Raw genomic sequence first — 21,152 nt, forward strand, 5'->3', positions numbered from 1 at the left:
TCTCATCCTCTCTAATTATAAACATTTGAAATATATATCTAATTTACGATTGCAATCGCTCTAGCATTTCCATACAGGCTCTGCCGTTGTGATAGGGGCATTTCCAAGCACTAACCTTCGCATGTTGGAGATTAGGTATTCCCGCGCGGTTAACACTCCAGAACCATTCCCCATGTTCATGGTCGATAATATATTGCTCGATAAAGTCCCATGATCGATAAGCAGCTTGTTCAAATTTGCTGTCTCCTGTGAGTTGATAGGCATTGTAGAATCCGACCATGGCTTCAGCTTGTGGCCACCAATCCTTATTTGTATCGATGAATCCAGTGGCGTCTGCCTCGTTAATGATTCCGCCATCGGTATCTACACCTTCGGCATAGGTGGTTTCTGCCATTTGGATAGCGACTTCCTTCGTTCGTTTCAATAGAGGCACATTTCCAAGTACCTCTGCGGCCTCTACTAATAACCAACTGCCCTCAATATCATGTCCATAAGAAATATGTTCCGACTTCACCTGCCATGATTCATCGAAGAATAACTTGAAGTGTCCCGTTTCAGAATTAATAATGTGATCAAGTGTGACTTCAATTAATTCGGTAAGCTTTTGTTGAAGTAAAGGTGAAGGCCAGACACGAAGTAAATTCGTATAAGCTTCCATGATGTGCAAATGCGTATTCATTGATTTCTTTTCGTTTAAATCTTTGTCGCTTAGACTGACATCGTCGGTTGCTTGCCAATCACGAGAGAGAGCTTCCAAGTATCCCTTGTTAGTAGGGTCATAACTATGCGTCTCTACGATATGGAATAGCTGTATTGCCTGTTCTAGTGCCACTTCGTCTCCTGTAGCCCTGTGATACTCTGTAAGGGCGTAGATCGCAAATGCTTGCCCGTATACCTGCTTCTTATCATCAGACGGGGTGCCGTTCGCGTGGACCATCCAGAATAGGCCACCGTATTTCAAATCTATGAAATACTTCAGAATGTAATCATAGGCCCGCTTAGCTATGATTAAATACTCCTTATTTGGATAGAGCCGATAAGCTGCAGAGAAGGTCCACAGTATTCTGGTGTTGAGAACCAGACATTTATCGGCTCTAGGTGTGACCTGTAGATCGGTTGAAATTTCTCCGAGAAAGCCACCGTGTTGTTCATCCAACGTATGTTTCATCCAGAATCCCAGGATATTATCAGTTAATTCTTGTTTCACCTTAGACTTCCACGTATCAATGACAATGGCCTCTTGAATCAAAGGAGCACCTCCTGAGGTTTAGTTATTTTAGATGCATAAAATTCTGATATGATAGATTCGGCTTGCTTTGCATAAGGACAGTAGTCATCATTTTGGGCAGCCATTTCCTTCATAGAATGCTCAGCCGTATCGTTATTCCAGATTCCACGAGTTCCATCCCATCCCCAAGTCATACCCCCAATGTATCCTTCAAGTATCTTCATGTTGTACCTTCTCTCTATATTTCAAATTAAGTTCCAAGATTATTTGTAAATCTAGACATCTGCTATATCTACCGCACTACGAATCGTTAATGATGCTTGTAGGGCCTCGAATGGAGTAGTCTTTGATAAAGATTCTTTATTAAGGGTGATGGTCTTTGATTGACCCGGATATAGATCGAAGTAGTTATCACTCCATTTGCCATCTAGTTTGGTGAGCTCTAGCTCTACATATTTAGCGAGTTCGTTGGCTGTGACCTTAAGCTCGTACTCTTTATCGTTTTCACACCACTCCGTAGCGATATCTACCTGATTTAGCATGAAATGTTTAGCGGTACTGAGGAGTAGGACACCATCACTAATAATAGATCCCAGTGAGTCCTCTAATTGATAACTTAAGTAAGCTGAGCGCATTCCGTCATCCGTCAGTACATCGCTGAAGTCTAACTCAATGACCGAAGCAGAACTGAGTTGATTCACTTCGGTTATGTGTGTGCCTTCTTGGTTAAGATCCGATGTTGTGCTGCGTAGTTGCCATGACACGGTTCCTTGAAACGAATGCATCGTCTCATTGGATACATGTAGTGCAACGCTCTTTCCTTCCTCACAAGCGGAGATAAGGAGAGGTGCATAGAAGCGCTTCGCGAAGTAATGAAGTGCCTTCCATCGGCCATAATAGTCAATGCTTGACCATGAGGCTACCGGCCAGCAATCATTTAATTGCCAGTAGATGGAACCCATACACCGTCCGCGATTCCGTCTCCAATGTTCTACACCATACTTCATAGCTTCAGCTTGCAGTAACTGAGAGGTGTAGACGAGAGAACTGAAGTCCTTGGGATACTTAAAGTTCTGAGCTAAGTAGTACAATATCTTACCGTTAGCTCCATCATTTTTCTGATGTCTTTCCATCACATATGAGAATATGTTGCGATCTTCAGGTAATGTGAAGCTTTCGATCGTCTTCATGTTCGGGAAAGATTGGAACCCGAATTCGGAACAGAAGCGGAAATGGAAGGAGCGGTATTCTGTGAATGGCTTCAAACCGTGCCAGACATCCCAGTAATGTACATCCCCCCGATTCGGATCACTTGGGTTATCGAAGCTACCTGTCGAAGATGGAGAAGAGGACCAGTAGAATGTATTAGGGTCATATTCTGCTACAACATCCTTCAGTAGTACTTCGAATTGTTGAATATAATCTTGCTTCATCTTATCTGTCGTTGGAAATCCCCAATCGAGAATGGCGGACTCAATCTCATTGTTACCACACCAGAGTCCTAGCGATGCACGGTGACGTAAACGACGAATGTTATCGATAGCCTCTTGCTTAATATTGTCTGCGAACGCATCTGTCATATCGTATACGGCACAAGCGAACATGAAGTCTTGCCAGACGATCAGTCCGTATCGATCACATAGATCATAGAAGTCATCACTAGGATAAATCCCTCCACCCCAGATACGAATACAGTTGAAGTTAGCTTCGATACAATCTTGGATAAGAACTTCTGTCTTCGCTGTAGTAGCTCTAGGAAGTAAGTTGTCTTCAGGAATGTAGTTAGCGCCCATGGCAAATATGGAAGTGCCGTTAATTTCGAACTCGAATGACTCTCCCCAGGCATCCGGTTGTTGTTTCACACGGATGGTCCGTAATCCGATGGTATATTCTTGCTGATCTATTAAAATACCTTCAGCATGTAACCCTACGACTACTTTGTAGAGAGGTTGTTTACCATAGCCATTGGGCCACCAAAGTTGTGGGTTATCAATGGTTAAGTTTAAAGTCTGTTGTTCAGCAGTTACTTCATTCCGAATCGTTAACTCTTGCCCATCTGGAGTGTTAATCGTCACACTTGCATTTAGAGGCGTGTGGCTCCAAGCTTCAATATTTAGTCGAAGTGAAAGCTCTACTTGCCCTTCTGTATGGTGTTGGGTCATGTATACGTCTTGAATTCGTCCAATGTTGTATGCCTTTATGTAGATATCTCTCCAGATCCCAGCATCCGGAAGTTGTGGACCCCAGTCCCAGCCATAGCTACTATGAGCTTTGCGAATGTGAGGGAAACCGTCTACCGTTGTACCTACACCCCATAGGTGGAATTCTTCTTGTTTCTTAGCGATGTAATCGAGTGAGTTATGAAAAATAATGGCTATTTCATTCGCTCCAGCGTGAACATAATTCTTAACGTTTAGTATATAAGTACGGTGCATATTATGGGTATCAGCTAATACACGATCATTAATCATAATCGTTGTAAGGGTGTCGAGACCTTCACATACCAGTTCAATGCAGTCATTATTATAAAGTTCTTCGGATATTTCAAAGTTTCGGCTGTAGCGGTACTCCTTACGCATAATATCTTTAGCATTCTTTTCGTTATCTCTATAGAAAGGATCCTCAATCAGATTAGCCTGTAAAAGATCGTTATATACAGAGCCCGGAACTTGAACTTCTAGGTTGGCAGTGTTGCTACTATCTTGGAGTTGCCAAATGCCGCACAATGTTAGCTTTTTCATGTGATAATCTCCCTTGGGGGTATTTGTTAGTATGTTTATTTACCTTTGTTATTTAAATTACCTATCCCTTTTATAATCTTTTTTCTAATATATATCAAGTGCTAATCTAATATTTTGTTGTTTATTCTTTTATAAAATAATTATTCGAAAAAATATTAGTTATTATTTAGTTATTATAATGTACTAAACGATATCTGAGAAATATCAATAAAAAAAGGGCTGTTTTTTAATAACAAATAATAATCTTTAGTCCAAAAAGAAACCCCTAACGAAGTTGAATAATCGTTAGGGGTTTCTCTACGGCGATGAAATCGCCTATTTTCAGTTGAGTTCGTATTCGTATATAGGTTACTCTTCTGTCCAATTCGGTTGCTGATTCACATAACTGTCCGATAGTTGGAGTAGCTTGAGAGCCTGCATGTACTGCTCTTCCGTAACAGGTTGAGTCTGATCACCGCTACGATGAAGTGGGTATTGTGTACCATCATCAAACCCACTGCCAGAGAGGAACATTGTCGTATCACTCATGAGTGAGCCCGTAGGAAGATAGTATCGTTGGGGCAGGATGTTAGAACTATGATTTAGTAAATCTTGCCCAAAATGAATATGATCTGAGAGAGAGATGCCCATTAAATTAGCAAGGGTAGGTAGAATATCAATCTGACCACCCATATTCTCTATGACTTGAGGCGCGGCAATTTCAGTGCTGCTAATAATAAGTGGAATATTCAGCATCTCTTGGTAGCTATACTCATGTCCGTAGATCTCTTTCATTAACTCTTTATCATCTTTATCAAGAGAATAAATAGGCAGGCCCATGTGATCTCCATAGACTACGATCAAGCTATTATCCCATAATCCCTTTGCTTTCAAATCATCGATAAATAAACCAAGTGAATAATCCGCATAATTCTGCGAACGGATATAATCGCCTACGAAAGTTCCCTCGTAATGTTCGGGAAGTTCCATGTGGTACTTGTCCTCAGGGATGGAGAAAGGGTGATGTGCTGTCATAGAGATAACCTGGCTATAGAAAGGATTCGGATCAGCATCCATTTCCTGCAGTACGGTAGCTGTCTTAGCATATAACGTTTCATCAGAAGCACCGAAGAAAACGGTATCTTCGTCACCGAAAAACTGGTTATCATAATATTTATCAAATCCTAAAGCATGATATAAATCCCCACGATTCCAGAATTCAACGGTATTGGTATGGAAAGTAGCTGTGCTGTAACCCTGAGCTTCTAATAGTTTAGGAAGGCTTGGGAGTTCTTTATCCGCATAAATTTGCGTAGCTGCCCCGTTAGAAGGAATGTAAAAGGAAGTATTGACGACAAATTCAGCATCCGACGTATTCCCTTGCCCCACTTGTTGATAGAAGTTAGGGAAGTATAAGTGTTCTTGGGCTAATCGATTCATATTAGGTGTAATTTCTTTCCCATCAAGCTTTAGATTAATCAGGAAATTCTGAAAAGACTCTAATTGAATAATAATGAGATTTTTCCCTTGGGCATCCTGCCAGTAGTCTGGATTCTCTACTTCAGTGACTGTTTTTAATTCGTTGATGGATTGCTGAGTAACATTCTTAAGTGGCACCCAGTCTGTATCATCATTCGCAAAAAGGGTATAGGCTTCGTAGTTAAGAATACCCATATCCTGTGCTTGTATAATTTCATTCATGCTTGCTCGATTCGGTAAGATATTGAATAGACATAATGCTAAAGACAAAATGAATAGGGGGAGTACGACAAGTTTTCTCCCTTTGTATGCTGTAGTTCGTTTCCAATTCTTCATCTTAGTACGACGGAAGGAGAGGAGAAAGAACGCAATAATATCAGTAAAGATGAACAAGTAGTAAGGATCAAGTAATGAGAATACACTGTTTTTTACTGCCGTTACTTGGTTGACCTGCTCTAGCGCATGATAATTTACGATTACACCATAATATTTATAATACATAATGACTGCAAAAAATATGGCTGTAACAAGCAAATTAACCACCATGTAAGCTGTCAGCTTACGCTTGCTTGCAAACCATTCTATGAAACTAAAGACAAGCCAAATAAAGGGAAGTTCCGTCATGAGTAACTTCCAGGGTAATAGGTCACCAAAGGTGGCGGCCCAAGCTAGGTAACCTTTGAGTAATAATATGAGGGTGAAAAGTACAAAAGGCCTCTTTCCAATCCATTTAAAGGGTGTTGACCAAGACAAAATAATGACGTCCTTTCTGTAAGAGGTTGTTCAAACAGATATTTATTGCTCATGGATTAACAGTAGAAGAATATTGGGCATCGAAGGTGTGATTTTAGCCCCCAATCTACCTGTTCTGTGTCTAGCATATCTTTGAACATGCACTCTATGATGGTTCTATTATATTTTTAATAGTTGATAGAATTCATTATGCCCCCCCAAGGAATGGATGTCAAAAGAGGCTAATTACTCAATAAAGGATACGCTTACATTCAATGTCGTGAAATATTTATTTTTTTAAATGCCCATTCTGATATTGTGCACTCGAGAACAATTAGGTAGAATTACCCAAAAGCGCTAACGCGCAAATGTACACTTTTTGGATAGCAATAGACTAGGAGGAATTCATATGTATGATTGGCTTGGCTTCAAAACAGGGTATCCGCTTTGGAAGTCTTATCGATTGAATCGTCATTTGAAGAAAGATGTGGAACAAATATTCGAAGGAATTGCGCAAACACGTATGCAGATTCTGGAGACATGGGTCCACGAATATTGGTCCTATCTTGATAAGCTATTGTTAGAAGTTCAAGCCAACGGACTCACACTAGAACAAGGATTGATAACGGGAAATAACGTGGAACGGTTATTCGCAGATTGCCACAAGCGAGGCACCTCGTTCTCAGAAGTATTTGTACTGGGCCAGGAGAGAAAGGTGTTGTACTCTACCTATCCAAGTCATGTAGGTGCAATCTATAGCGATAAACATGAGGTAACTTCAGGGATCCAAGAATCATTAAAAGGGAATAAGTGCTTATTCGGTCCCTATCGTGATCCATTAACGGTAGAAATTGGACCTAGTACCTCACAATTTCACGATGAAATGACGTTGTTATTTATTGTACCCATCGTGGAGCAAGGCGTGTGGAAAGGTGCTTTGTGTGGCCGTGTTCCAAATGATGTACTTGGAGATTTGATTCAAAGAGAATCGGGACATGTCTATCCTGATTCAGGTGATAATTATATATTTATGGCGAAACCTATTCTTAACACACATATAGCAGCGGGGACGGCTCTGTCTCGTAGCCGGTTCGAGGATGTCACCTTTACGCATGGGGATAACTTGAAAGACGGAGTACGAACAGATTATGGCATGGTACAAGTAAAACAGCACACGGAGTTGGAGCTGATCTTCAAGGACCCGGCTACAGATGATCTTCATCCCGGTGTCGCCAATACGATTAAGAAGGGTAGCAACCTATTCGTAGAGTTCCCGGGATACTCCGATTATCGGCACATTCCAGTCATTGGTAAAGGCGTAACCTTTCAACTGCCTCATTGTCCAGATGTATGGGGGATGATGTGTGAAGGAGATCTAGAAGAAGTATACCGCATTCGTAGTATGAGCTGGACGCTGAAGAAGATGACTATCGTTGCAGGGATAAGTGCCATTATTCTCAATGTCCTCTTGTTTGTTCTTTTATCGAATTTCATGCAAGGGGTACTAGGGGCTGTAGTGGTCGGCGCGGCCAATCTTCTATTGGGTTGGGTTACGATGAGTGTTATGGAACGGAAGGGTAGCAGACCGATTGTGAAACATTTGAATCGTGTGAACCAATTCATCCGCATTAATGCGGAAGGAAAGGGAGATTTGACACAGAGGTTACCTATTCAGGAGTTCAATAATGATGAGACCAAGGAATTGGCTAAATGGATTAATAATATGATCGATTCATTAGAAGGAATTATGATACAAGTGAAGCAGGCAGCAGGGGACGTTCAGCATAGCCAAGGGCTTCTAAATGACTCTACCGCTTCAACGGAGGTTTCTACAGAGCGTGTTAGTCACAAAATTGACTTGATGATTGGTGGGATCCGCGGTCAATTGAAGGATATTGATGTGGCTAAGGATGTCTCACTTGATATGAGTGGAACATTAAGTGAGCTAGAACAGATAGCATCGAAACAAATAGCAGTAGCCCAAGATGAAGTGCAGCATATTGGGGACAAAATGCAACAGATCAAATTGAAGGTAGAAGAGAGTAACCAAGCGATTTCTAATTTCCTTCAAACCACCCGAAGTATTAATGGTTTGTTACAAGGCATTGAGGAGATTTCTTCACAGACGCATCTGCTCTCATTGAATGCATCCATTGAGGCTGCGCGGGCAGGTGACCATGGGCAAGGATTTGCTGTAGTCGCTGGAGAAATTCGCAAGTTAGCTGAATTGACGAATCAATCTACAGCACAAATGAAGGATATTATATTGAATATAGGTAGTGAGGTAGACGTTGCCTTCAGGTCTATGGAGGAAGGAACGAAATCTGTTGCTGAGGGGACAGAAATTGTTGCTAATGCTATTGATATTCTAAGTCAGGCTACGGCTCACGATACCCTGAAAACTCAAGTAGTTGACGAAGTTGTGGCTCTTATGGAGAAAATTGCTTCGGTTAGTATTGAGAATCGTAAAATCTCTGCGGAGGTAGAGAATACGGTACATGATCTACAGGAGGATATTGAACATGTTCGTAGCACATCAGGGAATGTTGAATCTATTACGCAGTCCTTGTTACAACTGGTGAACCAATTCAGACTGACCGATAGTAGGCTGCGATAGATATTTAGAAATGAATAAAAGCATCCCACGCACCGTTATACCGGTGATTGTGGGGTGCTTTTATTATTTTCAGAAACGATACCATCGATAAGACGGTATGTTTCTGCTTACTATGAAATTGAATGCTTAGATGACACCTTGTGCTAGCATGGCATCTGCGACTTTGATAAAGCCAGCGATGTTAGCGCCCACGACTAGGTTTCCTGGGTATCCGTATTCTTCTGCTGCTTCTGCACTGTTCTTATAAATATTGCTCATGATAAGGTGTAGCTTCGCGTCAACCTCTTCGAAGGTCCAAGACAATCTCATACTGTTCTGAGACATTTCAAGAGCGGATACCGCTACGCCTCCAGCATTAGCTGCTTTGGCTGGTCCAAAAAGCACACCATTCTCAAGGAATACATCAATAGCTGCAAGTGTGGAAGGCATATTTGCACCTTCTGCAACAGCCTTAACACCGTTGCTAACGAGTAGCTTCGCTGCGTCCTCATCGATTTCATTCTGAGTCGCACAAGGAAGAGCGATGTCACATGGAATGGTCCAAATGTCTTGACATCCTTCTGTATAGACAGCATTTGGATGCTCCTTGACGTATTCGCTAATGCGTTTTCTTTCCACTTCTTTGAGTCGTTGAACAGTTTCGTAGTGAATACCTTCTGGATCGTAGATATAACCATTAGAGTCACTACATGCTACCACTTTAGCGCCGAATTCTGCAGCCTTTTGAATCGCATAAATGGCAACATTTCCTGAACCTGAGATAACTACTGTACTTCCGGAAAGGCTCAAACCTTGCGCTTGTAACATTTCGTTCACAAAGTAAACTGTACCGTAGCCTGTAGCTTCAGGGCGTGCTAAGCTACCGCCGTAAGAAATGCCTTTACCTGTTAGAATACCCGCTTCGTTACCACCGCGAATACGTTTGTATTGTCCGAACATATAACCGATTTCTCTAGCGCCTACACCAATATCTCCTGCAGGAACGTCAGTATCCTGTCCGATGTATTTAGAGAGCTCTGTCATAAAGCTTTGAGTAAATCTCATCACTTCTCCATCAGACTTTTCTTTAGGATCGAAGTCTGATCCACCTTTACCTCCACCAATCGGTTGACCCGTTAGGGAGTTCTTGAATGTTTGTTCAAATCCTAGAAATTTGATGATACTGGAGTTAACGGATGGATGGAAACGAAGTCCACCCTTGAAAGGACCGATTGCACTGTTGAATTGCACGCGATACCCACGGTTAACTCTAACTTTACCTTGGTCATCTACCCAAGGCACTCTGAACATAATCAATCTTTCAGGTTCCACGAGTCTCTCTAGAATACCGTTGTTGATGTACTTAGGTTCTTTGGCAAGTACAGGTACGAGTGAATCTAATATTTCCTTTACCGCCTGATGGAATTCATTCTCACTAGGGTTACGTTTTTGTACCGTTTCGAAGATTCCATTCACGTATTGCTTAGCTTTTTCTTCGTTCGGGTTGTTGACATGTAAAAAGGTCATTGGGTTCTCTCTCCTCTGCGTTTATATATACCATTCTTATGTAAGGGAAATTATACACTTTTTTAGCCGTACTTCAATACTTTAACACTTTAAATAGCCAATATATTTCATATTCATACCTAGAATCGCCATATTAAGGGCGAAATTATCCAAAAAGATGAATAAATATAAGCGATTGTATGTTATGATACCAAATATTGAATGAGAACGGGTGATCGTATAGATGGAAGAAAATAAGGAAATGAAACAAGTGAAGATATCGGTTAGACCGCTGGTGGAGTATGCATATCGTAGTGGAGATATTCATACGGGCTTTCAAGTAGCGACAGCACTTCATGAGGGGACACGTATTCATCAGCAAGTGCAACGAACTTATAAAGAGAGTGATCTAAAGGAAGTACCCCTAAAGACAGAGATTTCTTATGATAATATCATATATTTGATTGAAGGGCGATGTGATGGGTTGATTAACTTGGAAGATGGACAGATGATCGACGAGATTAAATCGACTTCTGGACATTTAGCAGACCTACATGGCGGTCATGATATTCATTGGGCACAAGCTCAATTCTATGCTTATATGGTTGCAAAAGAGCATGATCTTAATCACATGCGGGTACAACTTACTTATATTCAAGTAACTACTGGTGAGAAAAGGCAATTTAGGCGTGACTACTCCCTAAGTGAACTTGAGGTGTTCACATTGGACGTAGTGAAAAGCTATGCACCCTATATTTCTGTAAGGCTTCAGAATGTGCATCTAAGGGATACGAGCATTCAGGCTCTATCATTCCCCTTCGATACCTATCGCGAAGGCCAGAGGAAGCTTGCAGGTGCAGTATATCAGACGATTAAGGAGGGGAAGAAGTTATTCGTCAAGGCGCCTACAGGGATTGGTAAGACGATATCGACGTTATTTCCATCGGTAAAGGCAATGGGGGAGGGGCTGCTTCAGCACATATTTTATCTTACGGCTCGAACAACAACACGTACGGCTGCCGAGCAGGCTTTTGTACGGATGAAGTCCAGAGGATTACATATACAGACAGTGACCCTAACAGCTAAGGAGAAGGTGTGTTTCCAGGAAAAAACATCATGTAGGAAGGAAGATTGCCCTTTCGCAGATGGTTATTATGATCGAATTAATGGGGCTATTCTCGATATATTGTCACAGGAAACGTTAATGGATCGAAGCGTTATTGAACATTATGCTCGGAAGCATAACGTATGTCCGTTTGAATTTTCATTAGATGTTGCTTATGCCGCAGATGTCATCATATGCGATTATAATTATGTGTTTGATCCTAGAGTGTCACTGAAACGACTAATGGAGGAGCAGAAGCGACATACGGTGCTACTTGTAGATGAAGCACATAATCTAGTTGATCGAGGCAGGGAGATGTTCTCAGCAGGTATTGGGAAGGCTGAGTTCTTACAATTACAGAGGGAATTCAAAGGCGTAGATACAGGCCTATTCGAGGCTTCCAAGGCCGTGAACCAATATTTTATTAATTTGAAAAAAGATTGTGGTGAGCACAGGCAAAAGTTATGGAAAGAACATCCTGCAGATCTGATATCTCTTCTTGAATCTTTTGTGGTTCAGGCAGAAATAGGGTTAATTCAACAAGGTGAAAGTGTGGCTATAGCTCGGCAACTGCTATTGGACACGTACTATGCAGCTCAGAACTTTATTCGCATCGCTAAGTTATACAACGAGAGGTATGTTACGTATGCGGAAGTACATCGGCTAGGGGTAACGGTCAAAATGTTCTGTATGGACCCGTCGCTGCTGTTATCTCAAGCAGGAAAAGGATTTCGTGGAGCCATATTCTTCTCAGCGACACTTTCGCCTCTTTCATATTATAGGGACATGATTGGAGCTGGGGAGGATGACTATAGCCTAAGTATAGATTCTCCTTTTCACCGAGAGCAATTAGATGTGCGGATTGAACCACTCTCTACACGTTACCATGATCGAGAGAATACGAAGAACGCATTAGTAAACTTGCTAGCTGAGTTAGTACAGGAGAGGAAAGGGAATTATTTGTTCTTCTTCCCCTCATATCAGTATTTGCAGACTGTATATGCAACCTTCATTGAGACGTACCCGGAAGTAACCACGATTGTGCAAGGCGTGGGTATGGCAGAGGAGGAACGGGAAGCTTTTCTAGCTTCTTTTCAAGGGGACAATAAGGAGACGTTGGTTGGATTTGCCGTGCTTGGGGGTATTTTCTCCGAAGGCATTGATCTACAAGGTGATCGACTGAATGGTGTGGCTGTTATAGGTGTTGGGCTGCCGCAACTCGGACTTGAAAGGAATCTAATAAAGGACTACTTTAACAGCATCGGGAAGAACGGATATGATTATTCTTATGTCTATCCAGGTATGAATAAAGTGCTTCAGGCAGGAGGGCGGCTCATTCGCTCGGAGCAAGACACAGGGGTACTGATGCTTGTGGATGATCGCTTCCTACAGCGTCAATATCAGGGGTTAATGCCTGATGAGTGGAAGTGAGTAACCTCTTATCCTCTTTCAGTGTTGAAGAAAAGCCTCGGCTGACCGATCCAATAAGATGGGACTAGAAATGACTCGCCCTAGACGGATCTGCATCAAAGGGCTTGTATCGACTAGTCGATAAAGTCATACTGAAAATGATCGCTATCATCATATAGTATGTACTAGAAAGTCAGAGGTCGAATTCTAAAAGAAGAGGTGCAGCAACGATGGATACATTACAGGTTGGGATCATTGGAACAGGTTGGTTTAGTAACGTTCATGCAGATAATCTATCAGCTATGGAGGGTGTAAAGCTTCAAGCCGTCTGTGGTAGTAGTCAGGGTAAGGCAGATAAGATGGCCATGCGTTATGGTACTGTAGGGTATGGAAATTTAACGGAAATGCTAGATCGTGAGAAGTTAGATGCTGTATATATTTGTGTTCCACCGATGGCACACGGTGACATTGAACCACAACTTATTGAACGTGGTATCCCCTTTCTTGTGGAGAAACCGCTCGCAACAGATATAGAATTTCCGCGCAATCAACTGAAACAGATTGAAGCACAACAATTGTTGACATCAGTGGGATACCATTTTCGCTATAAGGAAACGGTAGGTCAATTGAAGCAGTTGCTTAGCGAACAACAAGTAGGGATGGCGCTAGGACAATGGATGGGTGGAATGCCTGGGGTTGCATGGTGGAGACAACAGCAAGGATCAGGGGGGCAATTTATTGAACAAACGACTCATATTGTTGATATGCTCAGGTATTGTCTAGGGGATGTAGAAGAAGTATACGCACTGTATGGCAATCGTGTGATGCATGAGCAACATGAGAATGTAAGCGTATCCGATGTGGGAACAGTGATGATTACAATGGCGAGTGGGGTCATCGCGAGTATTTCTAATACCTGCATCCTTCCGGGTAATGTGGGTCAGAGTGGGCTTACGTTCTATACAGGTCAAGGGATACTAGATTGGAACGCAGATAGATTACAGGTGGTAACACCGAATGTGAAGAGCGAATACTCGGATTCAGTTGATCCCTATGTGCTGGAAAGTGAAGCCTTTATCCATGCCGTTCGTACAGGAGATTCCTCACGTATTCGCTCTAATTATGCGGATGCATTCAAGACACAGCTTGTTACATATGCGGCATTAGAATCGTCAATGACAGGTAAGCCAGTGACGATTCAATATTAATGCAGTCATAGCATATTCATGAAATAGGGCGCCATACCTAAGGTGAATAGGGCAGCCAGAATCATAGATATACTGGAGATGGTCCCACTTAGTGGGCTTAGCTCGAAGGCTTGGGATGTACCCATACCATGAGCGCTTGTTCCAAGAAGCACACCGCGTGCTACTTCATTGTCGAAATGGAAGACTCTTAGGATGGTAGGTCCCATCATGCTGCCTAGCAGTCCTGTAATAATGACGAATACAGCGGTTATATTGGGCACTCCGCCAATGACTTGAGATACGTTAATGGCGATGGGTGTCGTAATTGAACGAGGGACTAGACTTGTTACAAGTACCGTACTTAAATGCATCCATTTCGCAAGTAATACAGATGAGACCATAGCAACGATCGAACCAAAGAGTACGCTGACGATAATTTCGACGGCGTGCTTTTTGAGTACTTTGAAATGTTTATATAACGGAATGGCAAAGGCAACGGTAGCCGGTTGTAACATATCGCTTAGGTATTGTCCTCCGTTATTATAGGTTTCATAAGGGACTTTAGCCCATAGTAAACATACAACAAGTAAAAGAGGCGTAATTAATAAAGGAGAAAGATATACTTTAGGCCATTTTTTATAGAGTGATTTAACACTAAAATAGACAATTAGGGTAAGTGCGAGATACATGAGTCCGGTCATCATGATGCATGACGCTCCTTCTGTTTAGAAATTCTCGATGCCATAAAACCTGTGCTTAACATGACCACGAATGTGCTGATTAACACCACAATGAGAATACGTAAGCCATCACTTTGTAACATGGGGATATATTTCATGATACCTACGGCGGCTGGAACGAAGAAGAGTAGCAGCTCGGCAAGTAACCAGTTAGCTCCGATTTCAATCCATTCTAGACGGATAACGCGGGTTTCCAATAGGATGAAAATCACCAGGATGCCCACAATATTTCCAGGTATTTTCCATTGTAGCCATTGTGCCAGTTGATTCATAAGTAAGGAAAATATCATAAGTACAGCTACCTGAATGAACCCTTTCATCATGTTCTTCACGTTATTTCCGCTCCTTTCATTCTTTATGAAAATTTTACATCAATTGTTTTCATAGGTAAAATGAATATAAAGAATAATGTTCATTCTGTTTATCTATACTAGTCAGAAGAGGGGAGATTACTTAAGAATGGATATCCGGCATCTGCAATACTTTATGGAAGTGGCACGTCACAGAAGTTTTACTAAAGCGGCTGAGGCACTGTACATAACGCAACCTACGATCAGTAAAACGATTAAGAATATGGAGGAAGAACTAGATATTGTTCTTTTTGACCGGAGGGGTAAGAGAATAGAACTTACTGACGCAGGTGAGATCATGTACGAGCAGGCTCGACTTATTGTGAAGTCATTTCAGAGCCTATCCTCAGAGTTGAAAGATCTGCAGAATTTGAAAAAGGGGCATATTCGAATAGGGCTTCCTCCCATGATTGGATCAAGCTTTTTTCCAGAGGTCATCGGACAATTCCATCAGCAATATCCAGAGGTTACGATTCAGATTTTTGAGGATGGTGCGAAGAAGGTCGAATTAGATGTTGAAAGTGGTCTACTCGATATAGGTGTGACGGTGTTGCCGACAGATAATGAAGTTTTCCATTCTTTCTCCTTTGTGCAAGAGAAGCTGATGTTACTTGTTCATCCGACACATCCTTTAGGTGGGAAACAGAGTGTGTCTTTAATGGAGTTAGAGTCAGAGTCGTTCGTATTGTTTCGAGAGGATTTCGCGCTGCATGATCGCATTATTACGGAGTGTGTTCGAGTAGGATTTCAACCGCATATTGTATACGAGAGCTCACAATGGGATTTGATTAGTGGTATGGTTGCCGCCAATCTCGGGATTGCATTACTACCTGAGACGATATGTCTTGAAGTGGATAAGTCGCGTATCCGGATATTACCCCTTACAGATCCCGTTATTCCATGGCAACTTGGGATGATCTGGTGTAAAGATCGCTACCAATCCTTTGCAACACAGGAGTGGATTCATTTCACACAAAATATCTTCAAGAAAAAGGAAAATGGTAAGCATTAAAGGGAATTTGACAACGGATTTTGTATCGTCTTATAATAGATAGGCAACCTAATTAATTGGTAACCTATCTATTATGTAGAGGGTGAGTTGTTTCGTAAGGAGGAAAGCTATCCATAATGAATAATATGACTGCGGAAACGTTATTCAGAGCCATGATGAGATTTAATAAGGCCGAATTTCGCCATCGCTTGGTTGAGGGTCTGAAACCGAGTGAGTTGGTATTGATGTTCTGTGTTAAGAAGAAGGTGAAGCCAGGTACGATGGGTTTAATGGTTTCAGAGATTAGTGAGTTGTTAGGTGTTACATCACCGACGGTGACGCAATTGCTCAAATCGTTGGAAGTGAAAGATTGGATTACACGTTCTATAGATCAACAGGATCGACGTGCTGTTCGAATTAAGTTATCTGATAAGGGAGAACAAGTGATTAAGGCTGCCATGGAAGCGACGGAGGCTTCTTTTGAGGGATTGATTCAATATTTAGGAGAAGAAGAGAGCAACCAACTAGCTGAGCTTCTTATTAAGGCTTATGAGTATTTCGAACGTGATGGACACTCGACTCAAGGTGGGGATGATAAGTTATGCTGAAATTATTTAGATTATTGAGCCCCTACAGGCTTCCGATTATATTCGTGCTCGCTTTAGTATTTCTCCAATCTTTATCTGACTTGTATCTACCCACATTGATGGCGGATATAGTAGATAAGGGAATTATAGATGGTGACATCCCATATATCTGGAAAATTGGGGGCGTGATGTTACTTGTAGCTGCAGGAGGCGCAATTTGTGCGATTGCATCTAGTTACTTCTCCGCTCGTGTCTCCGTTGGTTTCGGTCAACGTTTACGTTCTAAGGTATTCGGACATGTGCAGAATTTCTCATTACAGGAATTCGATAAGGTAGGTACTGCATCTCTGATCACTCGCACAACGAATGATATCAACCAAGTGCAACAAGTACTTACCATGCTCCTTCGGATGATGATTAGCGCACCGATGATGTGTATTGGTGGGATTATCATGGCCGTGAATCAAGATGCGAAATTATCACTTGTCATTGTAGTGGTTATTCCTGTATTAGTTGGTGCCATAGCCATTATCGCACTGAAGGGACTTCCTTTATTCAAAGCGATGCAAGTTAAATTAGATACATTGAATCGTGTTTTACGTGAGAATTTAACAGGGATGCGCGTCATTCGTTCTTTCAATCGTACTCAACATGAGACGAAACGTTTCAATGAAGCTAATGAAGACTTAACCAATACAGCGATTAAAGTAAATAAAATTATGGCCGCTATGATGCCTATTATGATGCTTGTGATGAACTTTGCCACCATAGCTATTGTGTGGTTCGGTGGGCTTCGCATACGTGATGGGTATATGCAGGTCGGTTCCTTAATGGCTTTCATTCAGTATGCCACACAGATCATGTTTTCTCTTATTATGCTTTCCGTTATTTTTGTTATCGTTCCACGGGCCTCTGCCTCTGCGACGAGAATTAATGAGGTATTGGATATGACACCAGATATTAAGGATCCAGCACAACCTAAGAAAGGAAAGGGAGAGCGTGGATTCCTGACATTCGAAGATGTGACTTACCACTATCCTGGTGCTGAGAATCCAGCCATTTCTAACATTTCATTTAATGCGGGTCCAGGGGAGACAACAGCCATTATTGGGGGTACAGGATCAGGTAAATCAACCATACTTAATCTCATTCCTCGGTTCTATGATGTGGGGAGTGGAAGAATATTAATCGATGGTATCGATGTTCGGGAGATCTCTCAGGAACAACTGCGAGCTAAGATTGGTTTTGTACCACAGAAATCGGTGCTGTTCTCAGGTACGATTGCTGACAATATTCGTTACGGTAAGCAAGAAGCTACAGATGAGGAGATTCAGCGGGCAGCAAATATTGCTCAGGCTACCGAATTTGTGTCAGAGATGAAGGATGGATTCCAGTCTGATATCTCTCAAGGTGGAAGTAACGTCTCAGGTGGACAGAAGCAGAGACTTGCCATTGCTCGTGCGTTGGTTCGTCAGCCAGAAGTCTATGTGTTTGATGACAGTTTCTCAGCACTTGACTTTAAGACCGACGCTAACCTTCGTAATGCTCTTAAAGGGGTGACGAGTGATGCTACTGTTCTACTAGTAGCTCAAAGGGTTAGTACCGTGATGGATGCAGATCGCATTATTGTGTTGGATGATGGTGAGATCGTCGGTATAGGTAAACACAGAGAGCTATTGGCTACTTGTGATGTATACCGTGAGATTGTTTCCTCACAGCTGTCAGAGGAGGAGATTGCATGAGCGAGGAACGTAAAGCACAGAAACCGATGGGTGGACCTGGTAGAGGACATGGACCAGGTGGCCCAGGGATGGTCATGCCGGGTGAGAAGGCCAAGGATTTCAAAGGATCTTTGCGAAGATTAGTTCGGTATCTACAGCCACGTAGAGTGCAGTTGATATTTATTTTTATTATGGCGATTCTAAGTACTGTATTTAGTATTTATAGCCCTAAGAAGCTAGGGGAAGCTACGACGACACTCTTCGAAGGTATTGTAGGTATAGCACAAAAGGTACCGGGTGCCAAAATTGATTTTGATGCGATTACACAAATTCTACTTTTTGTAGGGTTACTTTACATCTTCAGTGCGCTATTTAGTTATGTACAACAGTATCTAATGGCAGGAGTCGCACAAAAAGTTGTACTGGATATGCGTTCGCAGATTAATAGTAAGCTGTCTCGCTTACCCCTTAAATATTTCGATTCACGTACACATGGTGAGGTGCTCAGCCGGGCTACGAATGATGTCGACAATATCAGTACGACATTGCAACAAAGTCTAACGCAATTGATTACGTCTGTGGTGACTATCATTGGTGTGATCGTGATGATGTTGACGATTAGCCCTTGGTTGACACTGATTACGATTGTGACTCTTCCACTAAGTATATTAGTCGTTAAGGGCATAGCCACTAGATCTCAGAAATATTTCATAGGGCAACAGAAATCACTTGGTGATCTCAATGGACATGTGGAAGAGATGTATACGGGCCATAATATTATTAAAGCTTTTGGCCGAGAAGATGAATCGATGACACAGTTCAATGAGGTTAACGAGAAACTCTATCAGTCCGGTTGGAAGGCACAGTTCCTCTCGGGTATGATCATGCCGTTAATGAGTTTTGTTAGTAATATTGGGTATGTGTTGGTGTGTGTGGTTGGTGGGATATTTGTTGCGAATAAGTCGATTACAATTGGGGATGTTCAGGCTTTTATTCAGTACACGAGACAATTCTCCATGCCTATCGCTCAAACGGCGAATATTGCTAATGTCATTCAATCTACGATAGCTTCTGCAGAACGTGTATTTGAATTATTGGATGAGGAAGAGGAAATCCCTGAGCTTGAGAACGCTAAGACGATTAAGTACCCGCAAGGGGCTGTACAATTTGAACACGTGAAGTTTGGATATAAAGAAGATGCCGTCCTCATTGAAGACATGAATGTTGATGTTAAACCGGGGCAGACGATTGCGATTGTTGGACCTACGGGTGCAGGGAAGACGACGCTGATCAATCTACTTATGCGCTTCTACGAGTTGAATGATGGTGCAATTAAGATTGATGGTGTGAATATTACCGATATGAAGCGTGGCGATCTACGAAGTAAGTTCGGTATGGTGTTGCAAGACACTTGGCTCTTCAATGGAACGATCAAAGACAATATTGCTTACGGTCGTGAAGATGCAACGGAGCAAGATGTCATGAATGCCTCTAAGGCCGCCCATGCAGACCACTTTATTCGGACACTTCCAGACGGTTATAATACGGTGTTGAACGAAGAAGCTTCGAATATTTCACAGGGCCAAAAGCAACTTCTAACCATTGCTCGAGCTATTCTGGCTGATCCAGCCATTCTTATTCTGGATGAAGCGACAAGTAGCGTAGATACACGCACAGAGATTCACATTCAGAGGGCGATGAACGATCTGATGAAGGGAAGAACAAGCTTCGTTATTGCTCACCGTTTGTCGACTATTCGTGATGCTGATCTAATTCTCGTTATGAATCACGGCAGTGTTATTGAGAAGGGCAATCACGAAGAACTTCTGAAACAGGATGGATTCTATGCGGATCTGTATAACAGTCAGTTTACAGGTAGAAGTATCCAACAGATTGGATAAATGAAGGTGAAACACTCAAAGAGTACGCCACGATTAAACCGTGGCGTACTCTTTTTTTTGGAATATTAGTGCATATGATAATGGATTCTAATCATAATCAGTCCTTACTGAAATATAATGTATGTTATGCAGATCGTAGCCATTATTGTGTCAACACTACACGTTATCTTGAGTTTCTATGGACCTTTACTTCATTCCATTCCAGAATAACTCGATGAGGTTGTGGCTTAAGTTACCAAGGGAACTTGTGATTTCCTTGTTACCTATAGTAATCAACGAGGCGAAGGTATGAGCTAAGAATAACGCATTTCCGGGACGGATTTCTCCCGTATCCATAGATTGCTGGAACGAATCAATTAATACATCGTGGATGTTCTCTTCAGCAGATATGATCAGTTGAAGTTGCTCTGCTGAGAGTGTAGGGCGAGCTTCGCGCATAATCATCTCGAAATCGCCATGCGGTTTGGCAAGTTTGACCTCAGCAAGTTGCTCCAGCCTATCATATAATGGCTTGTCTTGCTCCATAATACGTAATGTATGCATCTTGGCCAGATTCAACATACTCGTTACAGAGGTCGTGAATAATTTTGCTTTACTCTCGAAGTGATAATAAATAGAAGCCTTAGTTATCCCACAGGCTTTGGCAATTTGTTGTAAGGATACGGCTTCATATCCATAATCCATGAATAATTGTGATGCTGTGCGCAGAATGGTCTGATCAATCGTAGCATCATGTTCTTCCCGTTTCGGGCGTCCGGGAGATCGTTTGATCTTGGATGTATTCATCACTTTGTTCCTCCAAATAATCATAAATGGTCGAGACTGAAAAAAATATTTGATAATTAACCTTCCGGTATATATAATTATATTAAATTATACACGAACCCGAGGATCAATGC

Annotated in this window: 15 protein-coding genes; 7 read left to right on the plus strand and 8 right to left on the minus strand. The window is 42.0% G+C overall.

The features are described from left to right. Positions 1-43: 43 nt before the first annotated feature. From J2T13_RS16565 to J2T13_RS16580, 4 genes are all read right to left on the minus strand, one after another. Positions 44-1,246, minus strand: coding sequence for an AGE family epimerase/isomerase (locus tag J2T13_RS16565; RefSeq protein WP_429373283.1), 1,203 nt, complete (start codon positions 1,244-1,246; stop codon positions 44-46). Continuing rightward, a complete protein-coding gene (locus tag J2T13_RS16570) occupies positions 1,246-1,452 on the minus strand; it encodes a hypothetical protein (RefSeq protein WP_429373202.1) in 207 nt (68 codons plus the stop codon). The genes J2T13_RS16565 and J2T13_RS16570 overlap by 1 nt, the downstream gene beginning before the upstream one ends. Positions 1,453-1,503: 51 nt before the next feature. Continuing rightward, a complete protein-coding gene (locus J2T13_RS16575; RefSeq protein ID WP_429373204.1) occupies positions 1,504-3,969 on the minus strand; it encodes a beta-mannosidase in 2,466 nt (821 codons plus the stop codon). A gap of 348 nt (positions 3,970-4,317) precedes the next feature. Continuing rightward, positions 4,318-6,051 (minus strand): LTA synthase family protein, encoded by a 1,734-nt coding sequence (locus tag J2T13_RS16580; RefSeq protein ID WP_429373206.1) that lies wholly within the window; start codon positions 6,049-6,051, stop codon positions 4,318-4,320. 517 nt (positions 6,052-6,568) lie between these two features. Between J2T13_RS16580 and J2T13_RS16585 the strand changes: the two genes are divergently transcribed. Further along, positions 6,569-8,776 carry a methyl-accepting chemotaxis protein gene (locus J2T13_RS16585; protein ID WP_429373208.1) on the plus strand — a complete coding sequence of 736 codons (2,208 nt, stop codon included), beginning with the start codon at positions 6,569-6,571 and terminating at the stop codon, positions 8,774-8,776. Between the two features lie 126 nt (positions 8,777-8,902). Here the strand turns inward: J2T13_RS16585 and gdhA are convergent, their stop codons facing one another. After that, on the minus strand, positions 8,903-10,282 hold the full coding sequence (gene gdhA / locus J2T13_RS16590; RefSeq protein WP_429373210.1) for an NADP-specific glutamate dehydrogenase: 1,380 nt from the start codon (positions 10,280-10,282) through the stop codon (positions 8,903-8,905). Between the two features lie 223 nt (positions 10,283-10,505). Between gdhA and J2T13_RS16595 the strand changes: the two genes are divergently transcribed. Then, the gene (locus tag J2T13_RS16595) at positions 10,506-12,797 is read left to right on the plus strand and encodes a helicase C-terminal domain-containing protein (protein WP_429373212.1); all 2,292 of its coding nucleotides are present in this window, start codon (positions 10,506-10,508) and stop codon (positions 12,795-12,797) included. 209 nt (positions 12,798-13,006) lie between these two features. After that, positions 13,007-13,984: a Gfo/Idh/MocA family protein gene (locus J2T13_RS16600; RefSeq protein ID WP_429373214.1), complete on the plus strand. Its 978-nt coding sequence runs from the start codon at positions 13,007-13,009 to the stop codon at positions 13,982-13,984. Between the two features lie 5 nt (positions 13,985-13,989). Here the strand turns inward: J2T13_RS16600 and J2T13_RS16605 are convergent, their stop codons facing one another. Next, positions 13,990-14,667 carry a CidB/LrgB family autolysis modulator gene (locus J2T13_RS16605; RefSeq protein WP_429373216.1) on the minus strand — a complete coding sequence of 226 codons (678 nt, stop codon included), beginning with the start codon at positions 14,665-14,667 and terminating at the stop codon, positions 13,990-13,992. Next, positions 14,664-15,035, minus strand: coding sequence for a CidA/LrgA family protein (locus tag J2T13_RS16610; RefSeq protein ID WP_429373218.1), 372 nt, complete (start codon positions 15,033-15,035; stop codon positions 14,664-14,666). The genes J2T13_RS16605 and J2T13_RS16610 overlap by 4 nt, the downstream gene beginning before the upstream one ends. A 127-nt stretch (positions 15,036-15,162) precedes the next feature. On the opposite strand from J2T13_RS16610, the gene cidR reads away from it, so the two are divergent. From cidR to J2T13_RS16630, 4 genes are all read left to right on the plus strand, one after another. Beyond that, on the plus strand, positions 15,163-16,065 hold the full coding sequence (gene cidR, locus J2T13_RS16615) for a cidABC operon transcriptional activator CidR (protein ID WP_429373220.1): 903 nt from the start codon (positions 15,163-15,165) through the stop codon (positions 16,063-16,065). A 116-nt stretch (positions 16,066-16,181) separates the two neighbouring features. Next, positions 16,182-16,652: a MarR family winged helix-turn-helix transcriptional regulator gene (locus tag J2T13_RS16620; protein ID WP_429373222.1), complete on the plus strand. Its 471-nt coding sequence runs from the start codon at positions 16,182-16,184 to the stop codon at positions 16,650-16,652. Next, the gene (locus J2T13_RS16625) at positions 16,646-18,373 is read left to right on the plus strand and encodes an ABC transporter ATP-binding protein (RefSeq protein ID WP_429373224.1); all 1,728 of its coding nucleotides are present in this window, start codon (positions 16,646-16,648) and stop codon (positions 18,371-18,373) included. Before J2T13_RS16620 ends, J2T13_RS16625 begins: the two co-directional genes overlap by 7 nt. Then, positions 18,370-20,253, plus strand: coding sequence for an ABC transporter ATP-binding protein (locus J2T13_RS16630; RefSeq protein WP_429373226.1), 1,884 nt, complete (start codon positions 18,370-18,372; stop codon positions 20,251-20,253). The genes J2T13_RS16625 and J2T13_RS16630 overlap by 4 nt, the downstream gene beginning before the upstream one ends. A 186-nt stretch (positions 20,254-20,439) precedes the next feature. Here the strand turns inward: J2T13_RS16630 and J2T13_RS16635 are convergent, their stop codons facing one another. Then, on the minus strand, positions 20,440-21,039 hold the full coding sequence (locus J2T13_RS16635) for a TetR/AcrR family transcriptional regulator (protein WP_429373228.1): 600 nt from the start codon (positions 21,037-21,039) through the stop codon (positions 20,440-20,442). Positions 21,040-21,152: the final 113 nt, after the last annotated feature.

It is taken from the genome of Paenibacillus sp. DS2015, assembly GCF_050433705.1.
GTDB lineage: Bacteria > Bacillota > Bacilli > Paenibacillales > Paenibacillaceae > Paenibacillus_AQ.